Annotated in this window: 12 protein-coding genes; all 12 read right to left on the bottom strand. The window is 37.7% G+C overall.

The genetic code is table 11. The features are described 5' to 3' along the window. Window positions 1–85: 85 nt before the first annotated feature. The 12 genes from F0475_RS11890 to F0475_RS09855 all read right to left on the bottom strand — a co-directional run bounded on the left by F0475_RS11890 (window position 86) and on the right by F0475_RS09855 (window position 17859). Window positions 86–370 carry an energy transducer TonB gene (locus tag F0475_RS11890; protein ID WP_262885098.1) on the bottom strand — a complete coding sequence of 95 codons (285 nt, stop codon included), beginning with the start codon at window positions 368–370 and terminating at the stop codon, window positions 86–88. Between the two features lie 232 nt (window positions 371–602). Further along, the gene (locus F0475_RS09905; protein ID WP_155716503.1) at window positions 603–2987 is read right to left on the bottom strand and encodes a TonB-dependent receptor domain-containing protein; all 2385 of its coding nucleotides are present in this window, start codon (window positions 2985–2987) and stop codon (window positions 603–605) included. A 19-nt stretch (window positions 2988–3006) separates the two neighbouring features. Continuing rightward, window positions 3007–3600 carry an IMPACT family protein gene (locus tag F0475_RS09900; protein ID WP_155716502.1) on the bottom strand — a complete coding sequence of 198 codons (594 nt, stop codon included), beginning with the start codon at window positions 3598–3600 and terminating at the stop codon, window positions 3007–3009. Between the two features lie 20 nt (window positions 3601–3620). Further along, the gene (locus F0475_RS09895) at window positions 3621–4868 is read right to left on the bottom strand and encodes a DUF1015 domain-containing protein (protein WP_155716501.1); all 1248 of its coding nucleotides are present in this window, start codon (window positions 4866–4868) and stop codon (window positions 3621–3623) included. Between the two features lie 90 nt (window positions 4869–4958). Further along, window positions 4959–5876, bottom strand: a complete 918-nt coding sequence (locus F0475_RS09890) for a 3-phosphoglycerate dehydrogenase (RefSeq protein WP_004383499.1) — start codon at window positions 5874–5876, stop codon at window positions 4959–4961. A gap of 99 nt (window positions 5877–5975) precedes the next feature. Continuing rightward, on the bottom strand, window positions 5976–7046 hold the full coding sequence (gene serC, locus F0475_RS09885; RefSeq protein WP_155716500.1) for a 3-phosphoserine/phosphohydroxythreonine transaminase: 1071 nt from the start codon (window positions 7044–7046) through the stop codon (window positions 5976–5978). 215 nt (window positions 7047–7261) lie between these two features. Continuing rightward, window positions 7262–8578 carry a DEAD/DEAH box helicase gene (locus tag F0475_RS09880; protein ID WP_155716499.1) on the bottom strand — a complete coding sequence of 439 codons (1317 nt, stop codon included), beginning with the start codon at window positions 8576–8578 and terminating at the stop codon, window positions 7262–7264. Beyond that, complete coding sequence (locus tag F0475_RS09875; protein WP_155716534.1) at window positions 8568–9734, bottom strand: tetratricopeptide repeat protein; 1167 nt, start codon at window positions 9732–9734, stop codon at window positions 8568–8570. The genes F0475_RS09880 and F0475_RS09875 overlap by 11 nt, the downstream gene beginning before the upstream one ends. Before the next feature lie 37 nt (window positions 9735–9771). Next, entirely contained in the window at window positions 9772–10896 is a 1125-nt protein-coding gene (locus F0475_RS09870; protein WP_155716498.1) for a tetratricopeptide repeat protein, read from the bottom strand. A gap of 91 nt (window positions 10897–10987) precedes the next feature. Next, entirely contained in the window at window positions 10988–12247 is a 1260-nt protein-coding gene (locus tag F0475_RS09865; RefSeq protein ID WP_004383494.1) for a tetratricopeptide repeat protein, read from the bottom strand. A gap of 70 nt (window positions 12248–12317) precedes the next feature. Beyond that, complete coding sequence (gene gyrA, locus F0475_RS09860; protein ID WP_155716497.1) at window positions 12318–14906, bottom strand: DNA gyrase subunit A; 2589 nt, start codon at window positions 14904–14906, stop codon at window positions 12318–12320. 196 nt (window positions 14907–15102) lie between these two features. Next, on the bottom strand, window positions 15103–17859 hold the full coding sequence (locus tag F0475_RS09855) for a hypothetical protein (RefSeq protein WP_155716496.1): 2757 nt from the start codon (window positions 17857–17859) through the stop codon (window positions 15103–15105). Window positions 17860–18354: the final 495 nt, after the last annotated feature.

Genomic DNA, 18354 nt, shown 5'->3' with positions numbered 1-18354 from the left:
GAATGTTGCTTTACTCTAATCGAATGGGAGGTAAACACTACGTGTAGTTGTTTACCTCCTGTTTTTATTTATAATATATGTAGAATCAATATCTTGGGCACAGCATAATTGGCAAGATATAATAGCATGAAACGGGAATCCCATTATGCTTTCCTGGATTCCATTTAGGCATCTTCTTCATTACACGAAGTACTTTCGTATCAAGCTCATGGTTAGTGCTTCTGTAAATACTAAAATCAGACAATCTGCCATCTGACTTTACAATAAACTTTACCATTACTCTTACATATACTCCTTCTCTAATTATCCTTTTGGAAAAACGAAGGTGGGATATTAACCAAGTATTAACGTTACCTTTAAAGCTTGGCATCTCTTCAACAACTGTGTAGACCTTCTTTCCATTTTCTACGAAATCATTTTGAAAGCTACTGAATGCTTGAGTTATAGTCGTATCCGTCACTAAAAACAGAAATAATATGAATATAAATTTCTTCATTTGGCTTCTTTTTTATTAGGTTTGGATGATATGTTCTTTGAGAATCGGTAAGAACTCTATCAGTATAAACTACTACGAAAGTAAAGATTTCTAAGAGAATAAGAAGTTACAATCGCTTTAATTCTTCAAGATTCTTCTCTTCTTTTTCAAACTTTTGTTTACCAACACTATAAGTGAAACGCAACATGATCTTCCGACTCTCTCCATATCCCCAAGACGATAGATCCAAGCTATCTTTTATTCCATAGCTATCCCAACGCTCTGTATGTAACAGGTCTGTCATCAATAGTGAGAGGCGGAAACGATTATTATTCCATGATTTATTTAAGTCTAAATCAATACCACCTGTTGACTTATTCACTTCATAACTTCCTCCTTGACGTTTTGAATAGTATCGTCCTGAAAGCTCTAGGTCGATACCCAAAGGTAAATGAAAATTATTATTTGCGGATAAGAAACATGATGGACGTTTATATTCTTGCTTATAGTTCTCGTAATTCAACTTATTATCAAAATAGTAAAATCCTATGTTGGAATTAATATCCCACCATGAAGTAAGACGCTTAGAATAGACCGCTTCTATTCCTATTTGCTGTTGTGTCCCTATATTTTTAGTTGTCATTATCGTCTTGTTATGCTCAAATAAATCGGTAAGTGACGTAAAGTAATCATCTAGCTTATTATAATATAAGCTTAAAGATAAACTACTCCATGTATAGTTCAGTATAATCTTATTGCTTATCTGAGGCTTAAGAAAAGGATTGCCTTTCCAATAAGATAACTCATCTAATAAATATTCAAAAGGATTAAGATCTTCATACCGAGGTTTATCTTGTCGCCTACTGTATGAAAGAGCTACTTTGTTCTTATCATTGAAAGCATAAGATACTGACATGTTGGGGAATAGATTCAACTTCCTTCGATTATTTTCTTCTATCAACTGGTTAGCATAAGAGTGTAGCTTATTATTGGTATACATATACTCCATACGTAGCCCAGTACTTAACTCTAGTTTATTCAAAGAGAGTGTGTATTGCACATAAGTTTCAATATTATCTTCGTTGTACTTAAATCTGTTTGAGCGTTGTGAGTCTATTAGCCCATTCTTTTTAAAAAGAAAGATATTATTACTCTTTATCAATGAAGTCTTAGCACCTATTAGCCATTCATTCTGTGCATTAGGTTTATATTTATAGTCAGCTAATAAGGCATAAATATCAATATCTTTGTCAGGTTGAGAATAGAATAAATCAGAACGAATAAGTATGTTATTAGATGAAAAATAATCATTGGGTTGTTTGCAACGAGCTTTACCATCAAAGTGTGTCCAATCAACAGAAAAAGATAATTGACGACTCTCTGATGGTTGGTATAGATAGTTTATACTGTTATTATATTGAATTGTCTTCTGCTTTACATAGTCATTGCGTGCCTTTAGGATTCCATCTAACGTAGAAGTACCATTATATACCTGTGTTGTTGTCTCTGTCAAACCAGGTCCAACAAGCAGATTCATCGTACTATTAAAATACAATTTATTCTTTTGATTAGGTTGCCAAGAGAAATCAACACCTACAGAGTAAGTGTTCCGCTTATCAGTATCAGATGTTTCTGATATACTTTTATTTCCATCTTGAACTTTCTCAAAGCCATACTTCATTGCATAATGTCCTAAGCTATGGCTATAGTTCAAACCTAATTGCCATTTGCTTTTGTTGAAGGAGAAAGAAATATCAGAGTTTTGCCTTATGTTCTTCCAGTAAGACAAACTATGTGAAGTTGTAAGGAAGGTACCAGTTCTTTCATTGCTTTTCAAGATAATATTAATAACTCCTCCTGCTCCATCAGTACCAAAACTCGCATTAGGATTAGTAGAACTTTCAATGCGAGTAATTTTCGATGAGGGCAGAGAGCGAAGATAAGCAGAAAGCTCTTCTCCTTGTAACATAAGTTTCTTTCCATTTATGTATATGGCGGTTCCTCCAAGAGTTGCTAAAGATATATCTCCCTTACTATTTACCGATATTCCGGGTGAATGCTTTAAAACATCTAAAGCATTTCCGATATCGGTAAGATAAGTTTGTGCCACATTTATCTGTAATTTGCCATTAGATAAGCTAGTTAATGGGCGTGACTTGCGAGCTGTAACGACAACATCTTTCAAGACAACATTATCTGCTTCTAACTGGATAGTTGGAAGAATCTCCGATGCGGTGATTGTTATATCTTTCTTAAATTCTTTATAACCTAATGCCCTTATATATAAAAGGAAATGTCCTGTTTGCTCTGGAAGTTGAAAGTCTCCATTATCATCAGTAAGTGTCGTTTCTATAAGGATACTATCAGGTAAAGAAATTAGCATAACAACAGCGGCATCAATTCCCTTACTTTGCTTATCAACAATCCTTCCGCTTGCATTATTCTGTGCACTCAATGAGACAGAATATAGTATTCCAATACAAGATAAGATTACTTTCAAAAAAAACTTCATAGTCTTTAATAAATACTTGTTACTCAAAAGATAATTTGTTCAGACGGGTTTTCAATTTGTCTGCAAAAGATTTGCGAATGGAGAGGGTTAGCTCACAAGTATTATCAAACACCTGATTGATGATTCGTGGATTCATATCCTTTACTATCTTCATGACTGCATTCATCATTGGATAGGAGAAAGTAAACTTAATCTGCTCTTCTATAAATCTTTCTTCGATGTCACAATGAGCAATGGCATCGGATGATGCTTCCCGATAAGCCACTATTAGTCCACTTGTACCAAGTTTGACTCCACCAAAATAACGTACAACAATAATAAGAGTATTTGTCAATCCATTGCTATCTATTTGTCCTAGAATGGGTTTACCTGCAGTAGATGATGGCTCCCCATCATCATTCATTCGGAATTCTTCTCCTAGGAAGCCAATCCTGTAAGCATAACAGCAATGGCGCGCATTATAGTACTTCTTTCTATACTCTTTTACTATCTCTAAAGCTTGCTCAACAGAGTCTACATGATGGGCAAAAGCGAGGAACTTACTCCGACTTTCAGAGTAAAATCCCTCACCTATTGCTTTTTCTGTTATTGTTTTATATTTATCGTTGTCCATTCAATAATAATAACCATCGCCTAATCTAGCTTGTGAATCACAAGACCAGAACGTAGCTTTGGCTCAAACCAAGTAGCTTTTGGTGGCATGATCTTTCCACTATCAGCTATATCCATAATCTGTTGCATAGAGACTGGATAAAGTGCTAGTGCCCAACGCATTTCTCCACTATCAACACGACGTTTAAGTTCCTTAAGTCCACGTAGACCACCAACGAAATCAATACGTTTGTCTGAACGGAGGTCTTTAATACCCATTAGTTCGTCCAAAATCAGTCGACTAGAGATGTCAACATCAAGCACACCTATAGGGTCGGTATCATCGTATGTACCTGGTTTTGCCTCTAAGCTATACCAATTGTGATCAATATATAAGGAGAACTCATGTAATTTGGTAGGGCGATATTCTTCCTCTCCCTTTAGTTCTACAATAAAGTTCTTCTCTAATGCTTGTAAGAACTCTGCAACTTCCATGCCATTTAAGTCCTTAACTACACGATTATAGTCTAGAATGGTTAATTGACTAGATTGGAAGCAAACAGCCATGAAGTAATTATACTCTTCATCGCCTTTATGTCCTGCATTATTCTTCGCTTTCTCTGCACCAACTAAGGCTGCAGCAGCTGAACGATGATGTCCGTCTGCGATATAAAGGCTTGGCATCTTCTTAAATTCTTCAGTAATCGTATCGATGTCAGCTTTATCACTAACAACCCAAAACTGGTGACGGAATCCATCGTCAGGTGCAACAAAATCATACTCTGGAGTTGTTTGTGCATAGCGACTTAACAATGTGTCCAATACATTGTTATCTGGATAAGCAAAGAACACGGGCTCTACATTCGCATTGCAAACACGAACATGCTTCATTCGATCTTCTTCTTTATCACGGCGTGTTAGCTCATGCTTCTTAATATTCCCATTCAGATAATCGTCAACATAGGCACCAACCACAAGTCCATACTGCGTTTTACCATTCATGGTCTGTGCATATATATAATAACAATCCTTATCGTCTTGAACTAACCAGCCTTTATCTTGAAACTTCTGGAAGTGCTCTATTGCACTATCATAAGCTCGTGGGTCAGACTCATCTATGGTGGATTCGAAATTAATCTCTGGTTTGATAATGTGATATAAACTCTTCTCATTATCCCCCGCCTCCATGCGTGCTTCTTCAGAATCTAGTACATCATAAGGACGACTTGCAATTGATTCAACTAACATCTTAGGAGGACGAACACCTCTAAACGGTTTAATAATAGCCATTGTATTCTAGGTTTTTAGGTAAATAAAAGTATGACAGCCTAGAAGTTATGATTACTATTCTAGGCTATCATTCTTTGTTTTGTTTAAGATTTACTTATTTACTTGGAAAGTAGTGTCACCAGTCTCAAAGAAAGCATTGATTTGCTTTGCAGCTGCTACACCAGCATTTAAGTTAGCTTCAGCTGTTTGTGCACCCATCTTCTTTGGTGTAGAGAAGTAACGCCCAGTGAATTTCAAGAATTCTTCGTCAGCATCAGGTTTGATGTCTGTAATGAATTTAAGATCTTCACGTTCAGCCATCAACTTTAAGAGTTCTTCTTCGTTAATCACCTCTTTACGTGCGGTATTCAATAAGATCGCTTTCTTCGGAAGTTGATTAACCATTTCATAATTAATACTCTTAATAGTATCTGGTGTTGCTGGAATATGTAATGACAAAACATCAGAAACCTTGAACAAATCGTTTTGTGTCTTTACAGCATGAACTCCAGCAGCTTCGATTGCCTCGGCTGGGCAGAATGCATCATAAGCATAAACATCCATATCAAAGCCCTTTGCAATACGTGCAACATTACGACCAACGTTTCCAAATGCAAGTATTCCAAGTTTCTTACCCTTTAACTCTGTACCAGACTTACCATTATAGAAGTTTCGGATTGCATATACCAACATACCAAAGACAAGCTCCGCTACTGCATTAGAATTCTGTCCAGGAGTATTCTCAACAACAACATTCTTTTCCTTAGCATATTTAGTATCAATAGAATCATATCCAGCACCAGCTCGAACGATAATCTTTAATTGATTAGCAGCATCTAATACATCTGGTGTAATCTTGTCAGAACGAACAATCATCGCATCGACATCCTTTACAGCTTCTAATAATTGAGCCTTATCTGTATACTTTTCTAATAGGAGTACTTCATGTCCAGCACCCTCTAACTCTGATGTTATATTCTTTACAGCAGCAGGTGCAAATGGCTTTTCAGTTGCAATTAAAATCTTCATAGCTTCAATGTTTAGGCATAATTTTAGTAAAGATTAGATTCAGACTTGACCATATGTAGCCAAGTCTGATATGTATGAATTATAGATTCAACAATGTTATTAATGTTGAGCTTCAAACTCTTTCATTGTATCAACAAGAGCTTGAACACCTTCTATTGTTTGAGCGTTATAACAGCTAGCACGGAACCCACCAACACTGCGATGTCCCTTAATACCAACCATTCCACGAGCCGTTGCAAAGTCAAAGAACTCTTGCTGAAGGTCGTTGTACTCATCATTAAGAACGAAACAGATATTCATGTAAGAACGATCTTCTTCATTCTTAACAGTACCACGGAAGAGCTTATTTCTATCGATTTCACCATAAAGGAGGTCAGCACGTTCCTTCGCAATCTTAGCCATTGCTTCTACTCCACCCTGAGCCTTCACCCAACGAAGATTTTCCAATGCTGTATAGATTGGTACAACAGGCGGAGTATTAAACATAGAACCCTTATCTACATGTGTTCGATAATCGAGCATTGTAGGAATCTGACGTTCAACCTTGCCTAAGGCATCATCCTTTACGATAACAAATGTAACACCAGCCATTGAAAGGTTCTTTTGTGCTCCACCATAGATACAATCATACTTTGCTACATCAACAGGACGACTCAAAAAGTCTGAAGACATATCACCTATCAGACGTACTGGAACATCAGGATCATTGTGAAGTTCTGTACCATAAATGGTATTATTGGTAGTGATGTGAAGATAATCAAGATCTGTTGGAACCTCATAACCCTTAGGAATATAAGTGTAATTATCATCAGCAGAAGATGCCACTTCTAGAACATCACCCAACATCTTAGCTTCCTTGATGGCTTTCTTTGCCCAAACACCAGTATTCAGATAACCAGCTTTTTTTACAAGGAAATTCATTGGAATCATGTGGAACTCAAGTGATGCACCACCACCCAAGAAGAGCACGGAGTAACCTTCAGGAACGTCTAAAAGCTCCTTAACTAAAGCTGAAGCTTCATCAATTACTGGTTGGAAGTCCTTTGATCTATGGCTTATTTCTGCCAAAGATAGTCCAATACCATTGAAATCCAAAATCTGTTTTGCAGTATTCTCAATCACTTCTCTAGGAAGGATACAAGGACCCGCATTAAAGTTATACTTCTTCATCTGATCTGTTTAGTTTAAGTTTGACTTAAGTTGTATAGTTATTATTCTTACTTCAGTATTAAATCTCTAACTTCTTATGGCTTTATGTGTGCGAAGATACGTTTTTATTTTGGTACTTCCAAATAAACAAAGATAAAATATTTCAAATACTACACGCCTGTAGTAAACTTGTAAATAAACAGAATTAAAGAGAAGGTGACGTTTTGTTAAAACGATCACCTTACTTCTTCCACTATTGTTTTGATTCCTTTAATTTTCTGTCCTTTAGAAGCCAAAATAACCTTTTTTACTTTTGTTCGGTCAATAGCTACATAACAATACCTGTCTTTAATATCTATCTTCCCAATTTCTGACGATTGTAAACCTATTTTCTTGCAAAGGAAACCTACAATATCTATCTTGGAGATTTTATTCTTTTTCCCCTTACCTATATATATAGTAGCCATGCGTGGCAAAGAAGGTTTAGGAAGATGCGTCGGAAGTTGGTATTCTTCGTTCTCCTTACTAACATATTCAGGTAACGTTTCTCCTGGTCCGAGAATAAAGAAAGTTCTTCCTTCCTTATCCCAACGAGCTGTACGCCCTACTCTATGAATATAATTATCTTCTGTTTCTGGTATATGATAATGAATGATATTATCAACATCAGGTATATCCAATCCTCGAGAAGCTAAGTCTGTACTTATAAGTATAGAAACAGAGCCATTTGAGAAACGATAAAGAGCAGCCTCACGCTCATCTTGTTCTAAACCACCATGGTACCAACTCACAATAAAGCCATTCTCTTTTAGGAAGGTAGCTACCCGCTCTACAGATTCACGATAATTTAAGAATACAATTGTACTTTCATTCCCCAACGAAAGTAAGAGTCGTTTAAGCGAATCAAGTTTATCTTTCTCTGGACTTGTGACCGTATAAAGATGTACCCTATCTGGAATATTATCATCATCCGTTCTATAGTCTAGATAAATGGTTCTACCCATAGAAACAAAGGCAGGGATAGACTCTGACTCTGTGGCAGAGAGTAGGATTCTTCGTTCTATATTCGATAATTTATTGAGAATGCTCATCATCTCTCCCTGGAAGCCAAGTTCAAGACATTTATCAAACTCATCAATTACTAACCATTTAATCGTTTCTGCATTAAGATTTTTCTTGTCTAAATGATCATTCAATCGACCTGGAGTTACAAATACTATCTGGGGTTTAACATCTCTAAGCACTCGATGCTCATCCATCGTAGGTCTACCACCATATAATGCCATTGCTCTTAATCCACTTCCCATATCTTTTAAAACCATAGTAGATTGAAGCGCTAATTCACGTCCAGGCAATAAGACAACAGCTTGTAATTCATCAGAATTTGCGTCTAGGCGTCGAATCAATGGAAGCAGATAAGCATAAGTCTTACCTGACCCCGTAGGTGACATCACAACAACATCTTTCCCTGTATAAAGGACAGCCTCTTCCGTTGCCTTTTGCATTTCATTCAGTTGGAGACCTAGCTTATCTATAACATTGTTATTGTTCATATTTAACCTCTTTTCTTATCTTATCAATTTCATCAAATTCCTTGCCCATATTGAGATTCAAATAAATAGTATATAATGGTGCTAGCCATTTCCCTTTATCATCAGGTGCTAACTGCCTAAATTTCTCCATATAAGGGCGAGATAATCCATATAACTCAATAATCTTTGCACGCTTACTCCTATATTGCTGCTTATCCTTATTCATTTCTATGGCTTGATTAAAGTAAGCTAATCCAATGTTATAATAGGCATCTACATAAGCGTCATTTCTCTTAATTATATCGTTACAAATCTTTATACAATCATTATATCTACCTAGGTTAAGAAGAGCTGTACTCTTAGCAAACATAAATAATAAACTAGTGGAATCAGCTTTTAAGGCTCGTTCTGATATAACAAGTGTAGAATCATGTTCACCTTTTTTAGTATAATATTCCACAAGCCTAGGAAAGAAAAAAGCAAAATTAGGGTATTGCTTAAACCCTTCTTGCAGCGACTTTACATACATAGTCGTATCTTTCTGAATCCAATAGGCCTCGGCCTCATATTGTTTAACAAAATTAAGCATAGAAGTATCACGTTCTGCCAAATCTTTAAAACGCATAATCTTATCAGCATCTCCTAATTTATAACCACAGAACATTGACCAATAAGCAGCATGAGGTATCAAAGCATCACTTTGCAAATAGTTATATCCGGTAAAAAGTGGATACTCAGCAGATAATAAATAATCACGATAATACTCAAATGCTGTTTTATAATCATTTTTATGGATGAAATAACTACCTCCATTAAATAGATTTGGGCGAATAGAATTTAAAAACGAAGCATGTTTCTCCCTGTATTTAGGATGAACCAGCCCTCTTTTATCAGCTTGTGCATCAATAGAATCGAAGCTAGACATCGTCTCATACAATCGTTTCGTTATTGAGAAGAAAGCAGCTGTATCATATTTTTCTTTTAGATAGAGCTTTTCATTCCCTTGCTCGTATTGTTTTGTTAGAACATCACATAATAGTAACCATATCTTATGATTATTTCTTGACGTTGAATCTACTAATAGTCCGCGAAGTGTTCCTTCGGCTTTTGAGAGTTCCTTACCAGACTTTATCTGGTCACGCACTGTTTGTAATTGTTTCTTTTGTGCGTAACACATAGATGGTAAAATAAAACAAATATATAATATAAGAACCTTAATCGTTTTCACTCTTCTGATATTTCGTTACTAAAGGCTCTAATTCCTCAGCCTTTATTTTATCATTCAGTATTGTATAAGTTAGGTAGAGCGGTGCCACCCAATCAACTTTGTTTCGACGTGGATCTTTTGCCCTTACACGTTCTAAATAGGTGCGAGCCTGTGCAAAGACTGTCATAAACTCATTATCCGAAACATTATCTCCCTTCTTTCGTTTTGCCAAGACAGAATCACGTAAAACCATCCCTAAACTATTCAAACATACCCCTATATTATAAGCCACTGGGATATTACTAGGATCGATCTCATCCGCTTGCCTATACGCATCTATTGCCTCTTCCCAACGTTCGGCACGCATAGCTATCTCTCCCTTTAAAATCCAAGGTACTATAGAATTTGTATTATTTTCTAAACAATCATCTACAAAATCTTCTAAATTAAATCTTGGAGTTGGATTCTGATAAAATTTCATAATCCATGAGAAATAGGTTTCATTTGTTGGATCTGAACGATACAATCTCTGTATAACAGATAAATAGCGAAGAGAGTCTTCCGCATTAACCATTTGATCGTGCATACACTGAGCTTTTATCTCTGCTGAGGCTTGGGCACTTTCATCATATTGCATGGCTATATCAGCATACTCATTAGCCATTTTTAAATTACGAGATTTCAAATAAAAATAAGCTAAATAGTATGCAGCAACTCCGGATTCGTCAATATTATCTTTTACTAATGGCGATTTTCTAGTTTCTAAATAGAGCTTCAGAGCATCAATCCCCTCTTGCTTTAAATAAGACTTTTTGTAAAAATATTTCCCTGCATCAATCAGCATAGGATGCAATATAGCCAAACGTTTCTTATTCTCCTCCTCATACTCTGGTAAGATTTTCCCCTTTCGATTAGGCATTCTATCAAACTCATCACATTTTAGAGAATATTCTACCCCATCAACAACTGTCTTAAAAATGGTAATAGAATCCCTATCCGATTGTTTCTCTATTTTGGAAAAAGCGTTCCTAGCCAGGCGATTAAAAGACTCCGCTTGCTTATGCATATCTTGTGCTTCTACAATTTGAATGCAGAATAACGCACAGAAAAATAGTATTAGTAGCCTTCTCATTTATGACATTTTAGTAAAAAAAATATTCCCCTCTTATGTATATTATCCTAAGAAGATAACTTACACATAAGAGAGGACTTATTACTGCTGATTACTGTACACCAGCGTCAGCTGCTGCTGCTAGAGTCTCAGGAGCTTGAGCACCCTTTACAAAGTAGTAGCATCCATAAAGAGGATAAGCCCATGCAGACTTTTGCTCTTTGAGAGTGTCAAGTTTCTTTGCTGTCTCAAGATAAGAGATAGCCTTGTTATATACCTCATTAAACTGAGCACGAGCAGCTGGAGAAAGAACTCCCTTAACAGCAGCTACACGCTCTTGAGCCTTATAGAACCAACACTGACCAATTGAAGCATTGATAGCAATTCTTGCATTATCATCCTTTGCCTGTTCCAAAGCCTTAGAAAGGTAATTAGCAGCTGTCTCATAGTCTTTCTTTTGACTTGCAAACTGACCCATCATTACCAATGCACCATAACTATTAGGATTCTTTGCTAATGCTGAATTTACGATTTCTTCAGCCTTATTTTGCATACCAAGTGCACTATAAGTAGAAGTCAATGTGGTCAGTACTGCATCATTCTCAGGATCCTGAGCATAAATACCAGCGAGTTTGTCAGCATAATTTAAAGAATCCTGACGTGTCTTGAGCTGTGAACCTAAGATGGCTAGCTGTAATTGTTGAGCATCTTTTGCACGATCCTTGCTCTTCAAAGCATAAGATACATACTTCTCTGCCTTCTTGAAATCCTTATTCTGATAAGCATAATATGTAGCGAAATAAGCAATCTCATTTAAGTTCTCATCTTTTGACTTATCGAACTTTGAAAAGATTGGATCATCCGCTGTATCTACATAGCGAGCAAGGTATTTATAAGCATTTGCATCGTCCTTAGCTCCCTGGAAGTAAATACCACCATTGATCAGCTGACCACGAAGAGGATAGAGCTTATCAGCTAAGTCACTATATCTTGGCTTAACTTTACCCTTTGCGTTAGGCATGTTGTCATACTTTATTACCTCAGAAGCGGCATCAAAAGCCTGACCTACAGCCTCATATAAGCCCTTTTCATCGACAGGTTTATTTCCTTCTTTGCCCATTTGCTTGTTAGTTTCATTCTCAAGTTGGACACCCTGCTCTGCACTTACCTTCTTCATTGCAAGCTCAAATAGCTTATCATAGGCTTTGGCTTTCTCAGCATTATCAGTAATCTGAGCAAGATTAGAATTCAATAATTCTGCAGCTTCGGAATAAGTCTGCGCCTTCAAGATAGCCTTCAATGGTTCACTGTCTCCAGCGAATGCAGCTGATACACTAAAAAGCATCATTGCTGCGATCATTAACTTTTTCATATTAGTTATAATTTTAAAAGGTTTATAATCTTATTTTACATTTAATTAGATGATATAATGTGCCAATGGATTAATCGAAGTCGACAGGGGTTACATCAGGCTCACCAATTTCTGATGATAAGTTTATGTCACTCTTGATTTCTTCACTGGTTTTAGCCCATTCTTCACGACTCTCATCCTCAACCTGTGACTCCATCTCAGAACTCATCACCTTACATACAGATGCGATAACATCATTCTTTTTAGCGAGGTTTATTAGGCGCACACCTTGTGTTGCTCGACCCATTACACGGCATTCGGCAACCGACATACGAATAACAATACCGCTCTTGTTGATAATCATCAAGTCGTTATCATCAGTAACGTTCTTGATAGCAACAAGTTTACCAGTCTTATCCGTGATATTCAGCGTCTTAACACCCTTACCGCCACGATTAGTTAATCGATAGTCCTCTACCTGTGAGCGCTTTCCGTAACCCTCCTCAGATACTACCATAACCGTCTCGTTAACAGGGTCATTAACAACAATCATACCAACAACTTCGTCCTGACCATCTTCGTCCAAACGCATACCACGTACACCTGTAGACACACGCCCCATAGTACGGATATTTGACTCATCGAAGCGACAAGCACGACCATTGCGGTCAGCGATGATAAGTTCGTTATGACCATTTGTCAGACGAACGTCTACAACCTCATCTCCCTCATTGATGTTAATAGCAATCACACCATTGGTACGAGGGCGTGAGTAAGCACGGAGTGAAGTCTTCTTAACGATACCCTGCTTTGTAGCAAATACTACATAGTGAGAATCGAGGAACTCATCATCATCCAAGCCCTGAATACGCAAGAATGCATTAACAGAGTCGCCCGGCTCAAGTGAAAGCATATTCTGAATAGCACGGCCCTTTGAATTCTTATCACCCTCTGGGATGTCATAACACTTCATCCAGTAGCAGCGTCCCTTACGAGTAAAGAACAGCATTGTCTGGTGCATTGTTGCTGGATAGATATATTCGGTGAAATCTTTCTCACGTGTGCGAGCACCCTTAGAACCTACTCCACCACGAGCCTGCTCCTTAAAGTCTGCAAGTGGAGTGCGCTTGATATAACCAAGGTGACTAATAGTAATAACAACAGGGTCATTAGGATAGAAGTCCTCAGCATTAAACTCATGCTCATCAGGGATAATCTCTGTACGACGGTCATCGCCATACTTCTCCTTAACCTCCTGCAACTCTTCCTTCATCACTTCCTTACAACGCTCAGGGTTATTAAGAATCTCCTGCAGGTCCTTGATGGTTTGCATCAATTCCTCAAACTCCTGATGCAACTGATCAAGACGCAGACCAGTCAGCTGTGACAAACGCATATCAACGATAGCTCTTGATTGAAGCTCATCGAAGTCAAAACGTTTCTCAAGGTTTCTTTGTGCCTCTGAAGGTGTCTTGCTGGCACGAATAATACGTACAACCTCATCAATATTGTCACAAGCCTTAATCAGTGCCTCTAAGATATGTGCACGCTCTTGTGCCTTCTTAAGGTCAAACTGAGCACGACGGATGGTTACATCATGACGATGTTCAACAAAGTACTTAATGCACTCACGAAGGCTCAACAGACGTGGACGACCCGCTACCAATGCGATACAGTTTACAGAGAAAGAACTCTGCAATGCTGTCATCTTGAAAAGCTTATTCAGAATGACGTTTGCATTGGCATCACGCTTCACGTCAACAACGATACGCATACCCTGACGGCCCGTCTCGTCATTTACGTTAGAGATACCTTCAAGCTTGCCTTCCTTCACGAGGTCAGCAATATATTCAATAAGTTGCTGCTTATTAACTCCGTAAGGAATCTCTGTCACAACAATCTTATCATGGCTCTCATCGCTCTCAATCTCAGCCTTTGCACGCATAACGACACGGCCACGACCAGTTTCATAGGCATCCTTAACACCTTGAAGACCATAAATATATGCACCTGTTGGGAAGTCTGGAGCTGGGATAAATTCCATTAATCCATCAGTAGAAATCTCTGGATTGTCAATATAAGCACAACATCCATCAATAACTTCGCCAAGATTATGTGTAGGAATATTTGTTGCCATACCCACAGCGATACCATTACCACCATTTACAAGCAGGTTAGGAATCTTTGTAGGCATCACAGCAGGCTCACGCAACGTATCGTCGAAGTTGTTGACCATGTCAACCGTATCCTTCTCGATATCGTCCATAACGTGCTCACCCATCTTTGAGAGGCGGCACTCAGTATAACGCATCGCAGCAGCAGAGTCACCATCGACAGAACCAAAGTTACCCTGTCCATCAACCAACTTGTAGCGCATATTCCAGTCCTGCCCCATACGCACAAGCGCACCGTAAACAGAAGAGTCACCATGTGGGTGATACTTACCAAGTACCTCACCGACAACGCGGGCACACTTCTTGTAAGGCTGGTTGCTAAAGTTACCGATACCACGCATACCGAAGAGGATACGGCGGTGAACAGGCTTAAAACCGTCACGAACATCAGGGAGGGCACGTGCCACAATCACCGACATTGAGTAGTCGATGTAGGAGCTTTTCATCTCCTCCTCGATGTTGATCTTCATAATTCTGTCCTGATCAATTGTCTGATTTTCGTCCATTATATATTTTTTCTGTTATAAATTTCTATCACTTTAACGAGCTCATCCCCATAAGGCTAAAATTGCCCACAATAGCCTTTATTTCCTTTCTGAGCCGTTTTCGTACTTTTTCAAGGTGTAAAGATACGAATATTTTTTGATACCACAAAGGGCTTATAACGAAAAAATGTTATCAAGACCTATTATTTTGAAGCGTTTATTTCTTTTTAGGATTTACATTAAATCGCCATGACAAGGATAACATCATATATCGTGGAATACTATTATTCCATGTTTCCGTTCTTCCTTGTGCGTTCATTAAGTATTGAGTATTAGAGAGCTGACGGAGTATGTCAAAGCCTTGCAACTTAACTAAAAGTTTCTTATTTATGAAACTGCGACTAAGTTGTGCATTCCATATCCAGTCAGTAGTATTCATCTCTGAGAGCTGATAACCACGGCGAGCAAACATTGTTAGGTCAGTTGTTAATTGTAGTTTCCAAGGCAAAGCTACCTGCACATTCACACCTATATTATAATCTCCTGCATGAATATTGCTAAATCCCTCACGCTGACTCTTGATAAGATAATATGTACCTCCGCCATGGAGTGTGAACTCATAGTTATCATCGAGACGATAATTTAGTTTCAAGACGTTACTTATCTTCCAGTTATTTACAATACTTCGTTGACTTTGTGTAGCCCCTTGTACCATTGCCATGTCAACGTTATGATTATAGTTAAAAGATGCTTGATTATCAATACTTAATTTCTCTTTTTTATCCAGTGGACGAGTATATCCTATTCCTAAATCAATGCGATAATTACCATTTACGCTAATGGGCTGAACGGTTGAAACACCTGTTTGTTTATCAAATACAAGACTATAAGCCACAGCATTATCCGTCTGATGATAACCCATATTAATGTTAAGGCGACTATGTTTCTTCCCCTCAAATGTCTTACCACCTTCTATGTCATAATAATGAATATTACGAAGCTGCATATTGCCTAATATAATATTCATAGGATTGCTGTCATCACGATAATTAACCATTGTTGTGAGGTCAGGTAATTCAGAATTCATCTTAGCTTTTATCTCCCATGCGTTACCCCTCAACCATATATTAGGTTCAAAGAATATACTCTGCCGAGACACATCGTGTCGTCCCATGCGTTGATAATAAAGGTTGGCATGAGCTATACGAACAGGCAGATTGACACTTATCTCACACTTCAAGAATTTACTATGCAAATCTCTATAGCAGAAGTTAAAGCGATGACTATTTTGATATTCTGTAAAGTGATAAGTATTCCCATTATCAAGGACTGTAGCCAAGATGTTTGTGGCAGAGGGCAATCTATCGAACAAGCTGCTATCACGTCCAGAAATCTTATCAAGACGATAGAGTGGATTATCCGTTTTTATATATGAATATGCGTAATTATACTCAGGTTGTAAGCTGATATTTCTAAAAGCCCAATTATAACTGATACCAGCTGATAACTTAAGGTTTTGATTAAGGCGGTTTATATATTGATTACGATAATCACGTGGAAGGCTATGCTGTAGATAGGTCAAATCCTGTAGAGAAAAGGTCTTTTGCGTGTTACGGTTATAATTGATTCCAAAATTCCACCTAATCATATCAGCAATAATGCTGATACCATTTCTATTTTGAAGATTAAAATCAACATTCCTCGATTCAAGGCTATTTGCCGACAACATACGGTTAAGCAACGATTGATTGTCAGACGTCTCGATATTGCTGTTGTTCAGGCCATGGCTATGGGCATAGGAAAAGGAAAGATTATTAATCGTATAATATTCGTCTTTTTGGATGCATAAATTGCTACCCGCTGTCCAATTATCAGAGCTTCCTAACGACTTATACCTGCTATGCTGATAAGAGTCTCCACCATATAAAAACGTTTGTTTTGAAGAGAGAGATTCGTCATCAGTATTTGTATGATTCCAAAGGCTACTAAGGTCGAACCAAGAAAATTCATTTCCTAAAAAGCGCATATATTGAGCACCAACCGTTTTAGTCGTCTGCAATCCACTCCCTACATCTTGTGGACTCCACTCGCCATTGAGTGCCGCTCGCTGATTGTCGTTAAGGTTGTTGCTATTGGCAAATATTCCGATGCGTTCTTTGTCAGAGAACTTTATGGCTAAGCCACGTAGCTTATATCTGTTGTTCGAACCTGCACCAGCTTCAACGTTACCCATATAGCCTACGGCATACTCCTTCTTCAGCTTTACATCCATCACATAGTTCTTGTCGCCCATATCACGTCCTGCCAACTTTGAAGCTGCTCCCGACTTGTTAAAAACCTTGATTTTATTAACCGTATAGGCAGGTAGATTCTCCAGTGCCAACTTAGGATTCCCACTGAAAAACTCTCGTCCGTTGACTAAAAGGCTTTGAATATACTTGCCATTGACGAATATTTGCCCATCTTTGGTCAGTCGTGCGCCTGGCAACTTGCTAATTAGCGCATCGAGCATGCTCCCCTCTGCAAGGTTGAAAGCATCAGCATTATAAACAATCGTATCGCCCGCAACAACCATCTTAACCTTTGTAGCCTTTACGGTCACTTCTGCCAATTCGTGCGCCTTTGCCAATCGTATAGGCTTTACAGATACAAAAAACTCACGCTTACTCCTCAACACACAGTGCATATAGCCGTCCTCATACCCCTCAGCACTTGCACGTACGATGTAATTCCCGACTTTTGTCAAGTGTTCAAAGCGGTAGAATCCCACATCTTCTCCAGCCTCTGCAGGATAGGTAATCATACTATCAATGACCACACTGTCTGATGTCATCAAGTAAACTTTTGCCCCTGGTATTCCTTCCCCTGTCATGTTGTCAAGTACTCTACCTTGAACAGGGATTGCGTCATCTTTTGCATGTACATTACTGCAGCAAAATAATAACATTAACAACAAAAGTAGTCCGTTTCTCATAAGATGCTTTTTAGAAATAGATTTATTTTTGATAAAGATTGTCCAATGTCAAATGGTGCATGCAAAGATAAAGAATATCTGATAAAAAAGCAAGGAAGATGTAAGTAGATTTCTATGTAGAAGTTTCTTTTATATACGTGTAAAGTTACGAACAAATCTTTGTGATTCCAAGAATCTATTACTTTAAAAAATGTTATTTTAAGTCTAACTTTTTGATATATCATGAGTTATCTTTTATTGAGCAAGTATCCCCCCTTATGTATACGGACAATTTATGGTTGTATTATCAGTTCTCAAAATTACAAATTACAAATTACAAATTACATTAAGGTCGTGGGGGTATGTCTGCCAGCAGCTAAGGAACATAAGTTTATTATTATATATAATATATATTATATATAATAATAAAAATATTTATATTATAAATTATTATTTTATTCATTATAAAACTATCATTTTTCACCTATTCGGCACCATACGAAAAGTCTGATGGTC

The organism is Prevotella vespertina, assembly GCF_009728485.1.
GTDB lineage: Bacteria > Bacteroidota > Bacteroidia > Bacteroidales > Bacteroidaceae > Prevotella > Prevotella vespertina.
This window is presented reverse-complemented; position numbering and strand designations above follow the sequence as displayed.

What these genes read in the sequence shown, in the direction of transcription:
- F0475_RS09890 (WP_004383499.1), bottom strand. Translation starts at nt 5,876, where the DNA reads ATGAAGATTTTAATTGCAACTGAAAAGCCATTTGCACCTGCTGCTGTA.
- F0475_RS09870 (WP_155716498.1), bottom strand. Translation starts at nt 10,896, where the DNA reads ATGAGAAGGCTACTAATACTATTTTTCTGTGCGTTATTCTGCATTCAA.
- F0475_RS09865 (WP_004383494.1), bottom strand. Translation starts at nt 12,247, where the DNA reads ATGAAAAAGTTAATGATCGCAGCAATGATGCTTTTTAGTGTATCAGCT.
- F0475_RS09880 (WP_155716499.1), bottom strand. Translation starts at nt 8,578, where the DNA reads ATGAACAATAACAATGTTATAGATAAGCTAGGTCTCCAACTGAATGAA.
- F0475_RS11890 (WP_262885098.1), bottom strand. Translation starts at nt 370, where the DNA reads ATGCCAAGCTTTAAAGGTAACGTTAATACTTGGTTAATATCCCACCTT.
- serC (WP_155716500.1), bottom strand. Translation starts at nt 7,046, where the DNA reads ATGAAGAAGTATAACTTTAATGCGGGTCCTTGTATCCTTCCTAGAGAA.
- gyrA (WP_155716497.1), bottom strand. Translation starts at nt 14,906, where the DNA reads ATGGACGAAAATCAGACAATTGATCAGGACAGAATTATGAAGATCAAC.
- F0475_RS09895 (WP_155716501.1), bottom strand. Translation starts at nt 4,868, where the DNA reads ATGGCTATTATTAAACCGTTTAGAGGTGTTCGTCCTCCTAAGATGTTA.
- F0475_RS09905 (WP_155716503.1), bottom strand. Translation starts at nt 2,987, where the DNA reads ATGAAGTTTTTTTTGAAAGTAATCTTATCTTGTATTGGAATACTATAT.
- F0475_RS09875 (WP_155716534.1), bottom strand. Translation starts at nt 9,734, where the DNA reads ATGTGTTACGCACAAAAGAAACAATTACAAACAGTGCGTGACCAGATA.
- F0475_RS09900 (WP_155716502.1), bottom strand. Translation starts at nt 3,600, where the DNA reads ATGGACAACGATAAATATAAAACAATAACAGAAAAAGCAATAGGTGAG.
- F0475_RS09855 (WP_155716496.1), bottom strand. Translation starts at nt 17,859, where the DNA reads ATGAGAAACGGACTACTTTTGTTGTTAATGTTATTATTTTGCTGCAGT.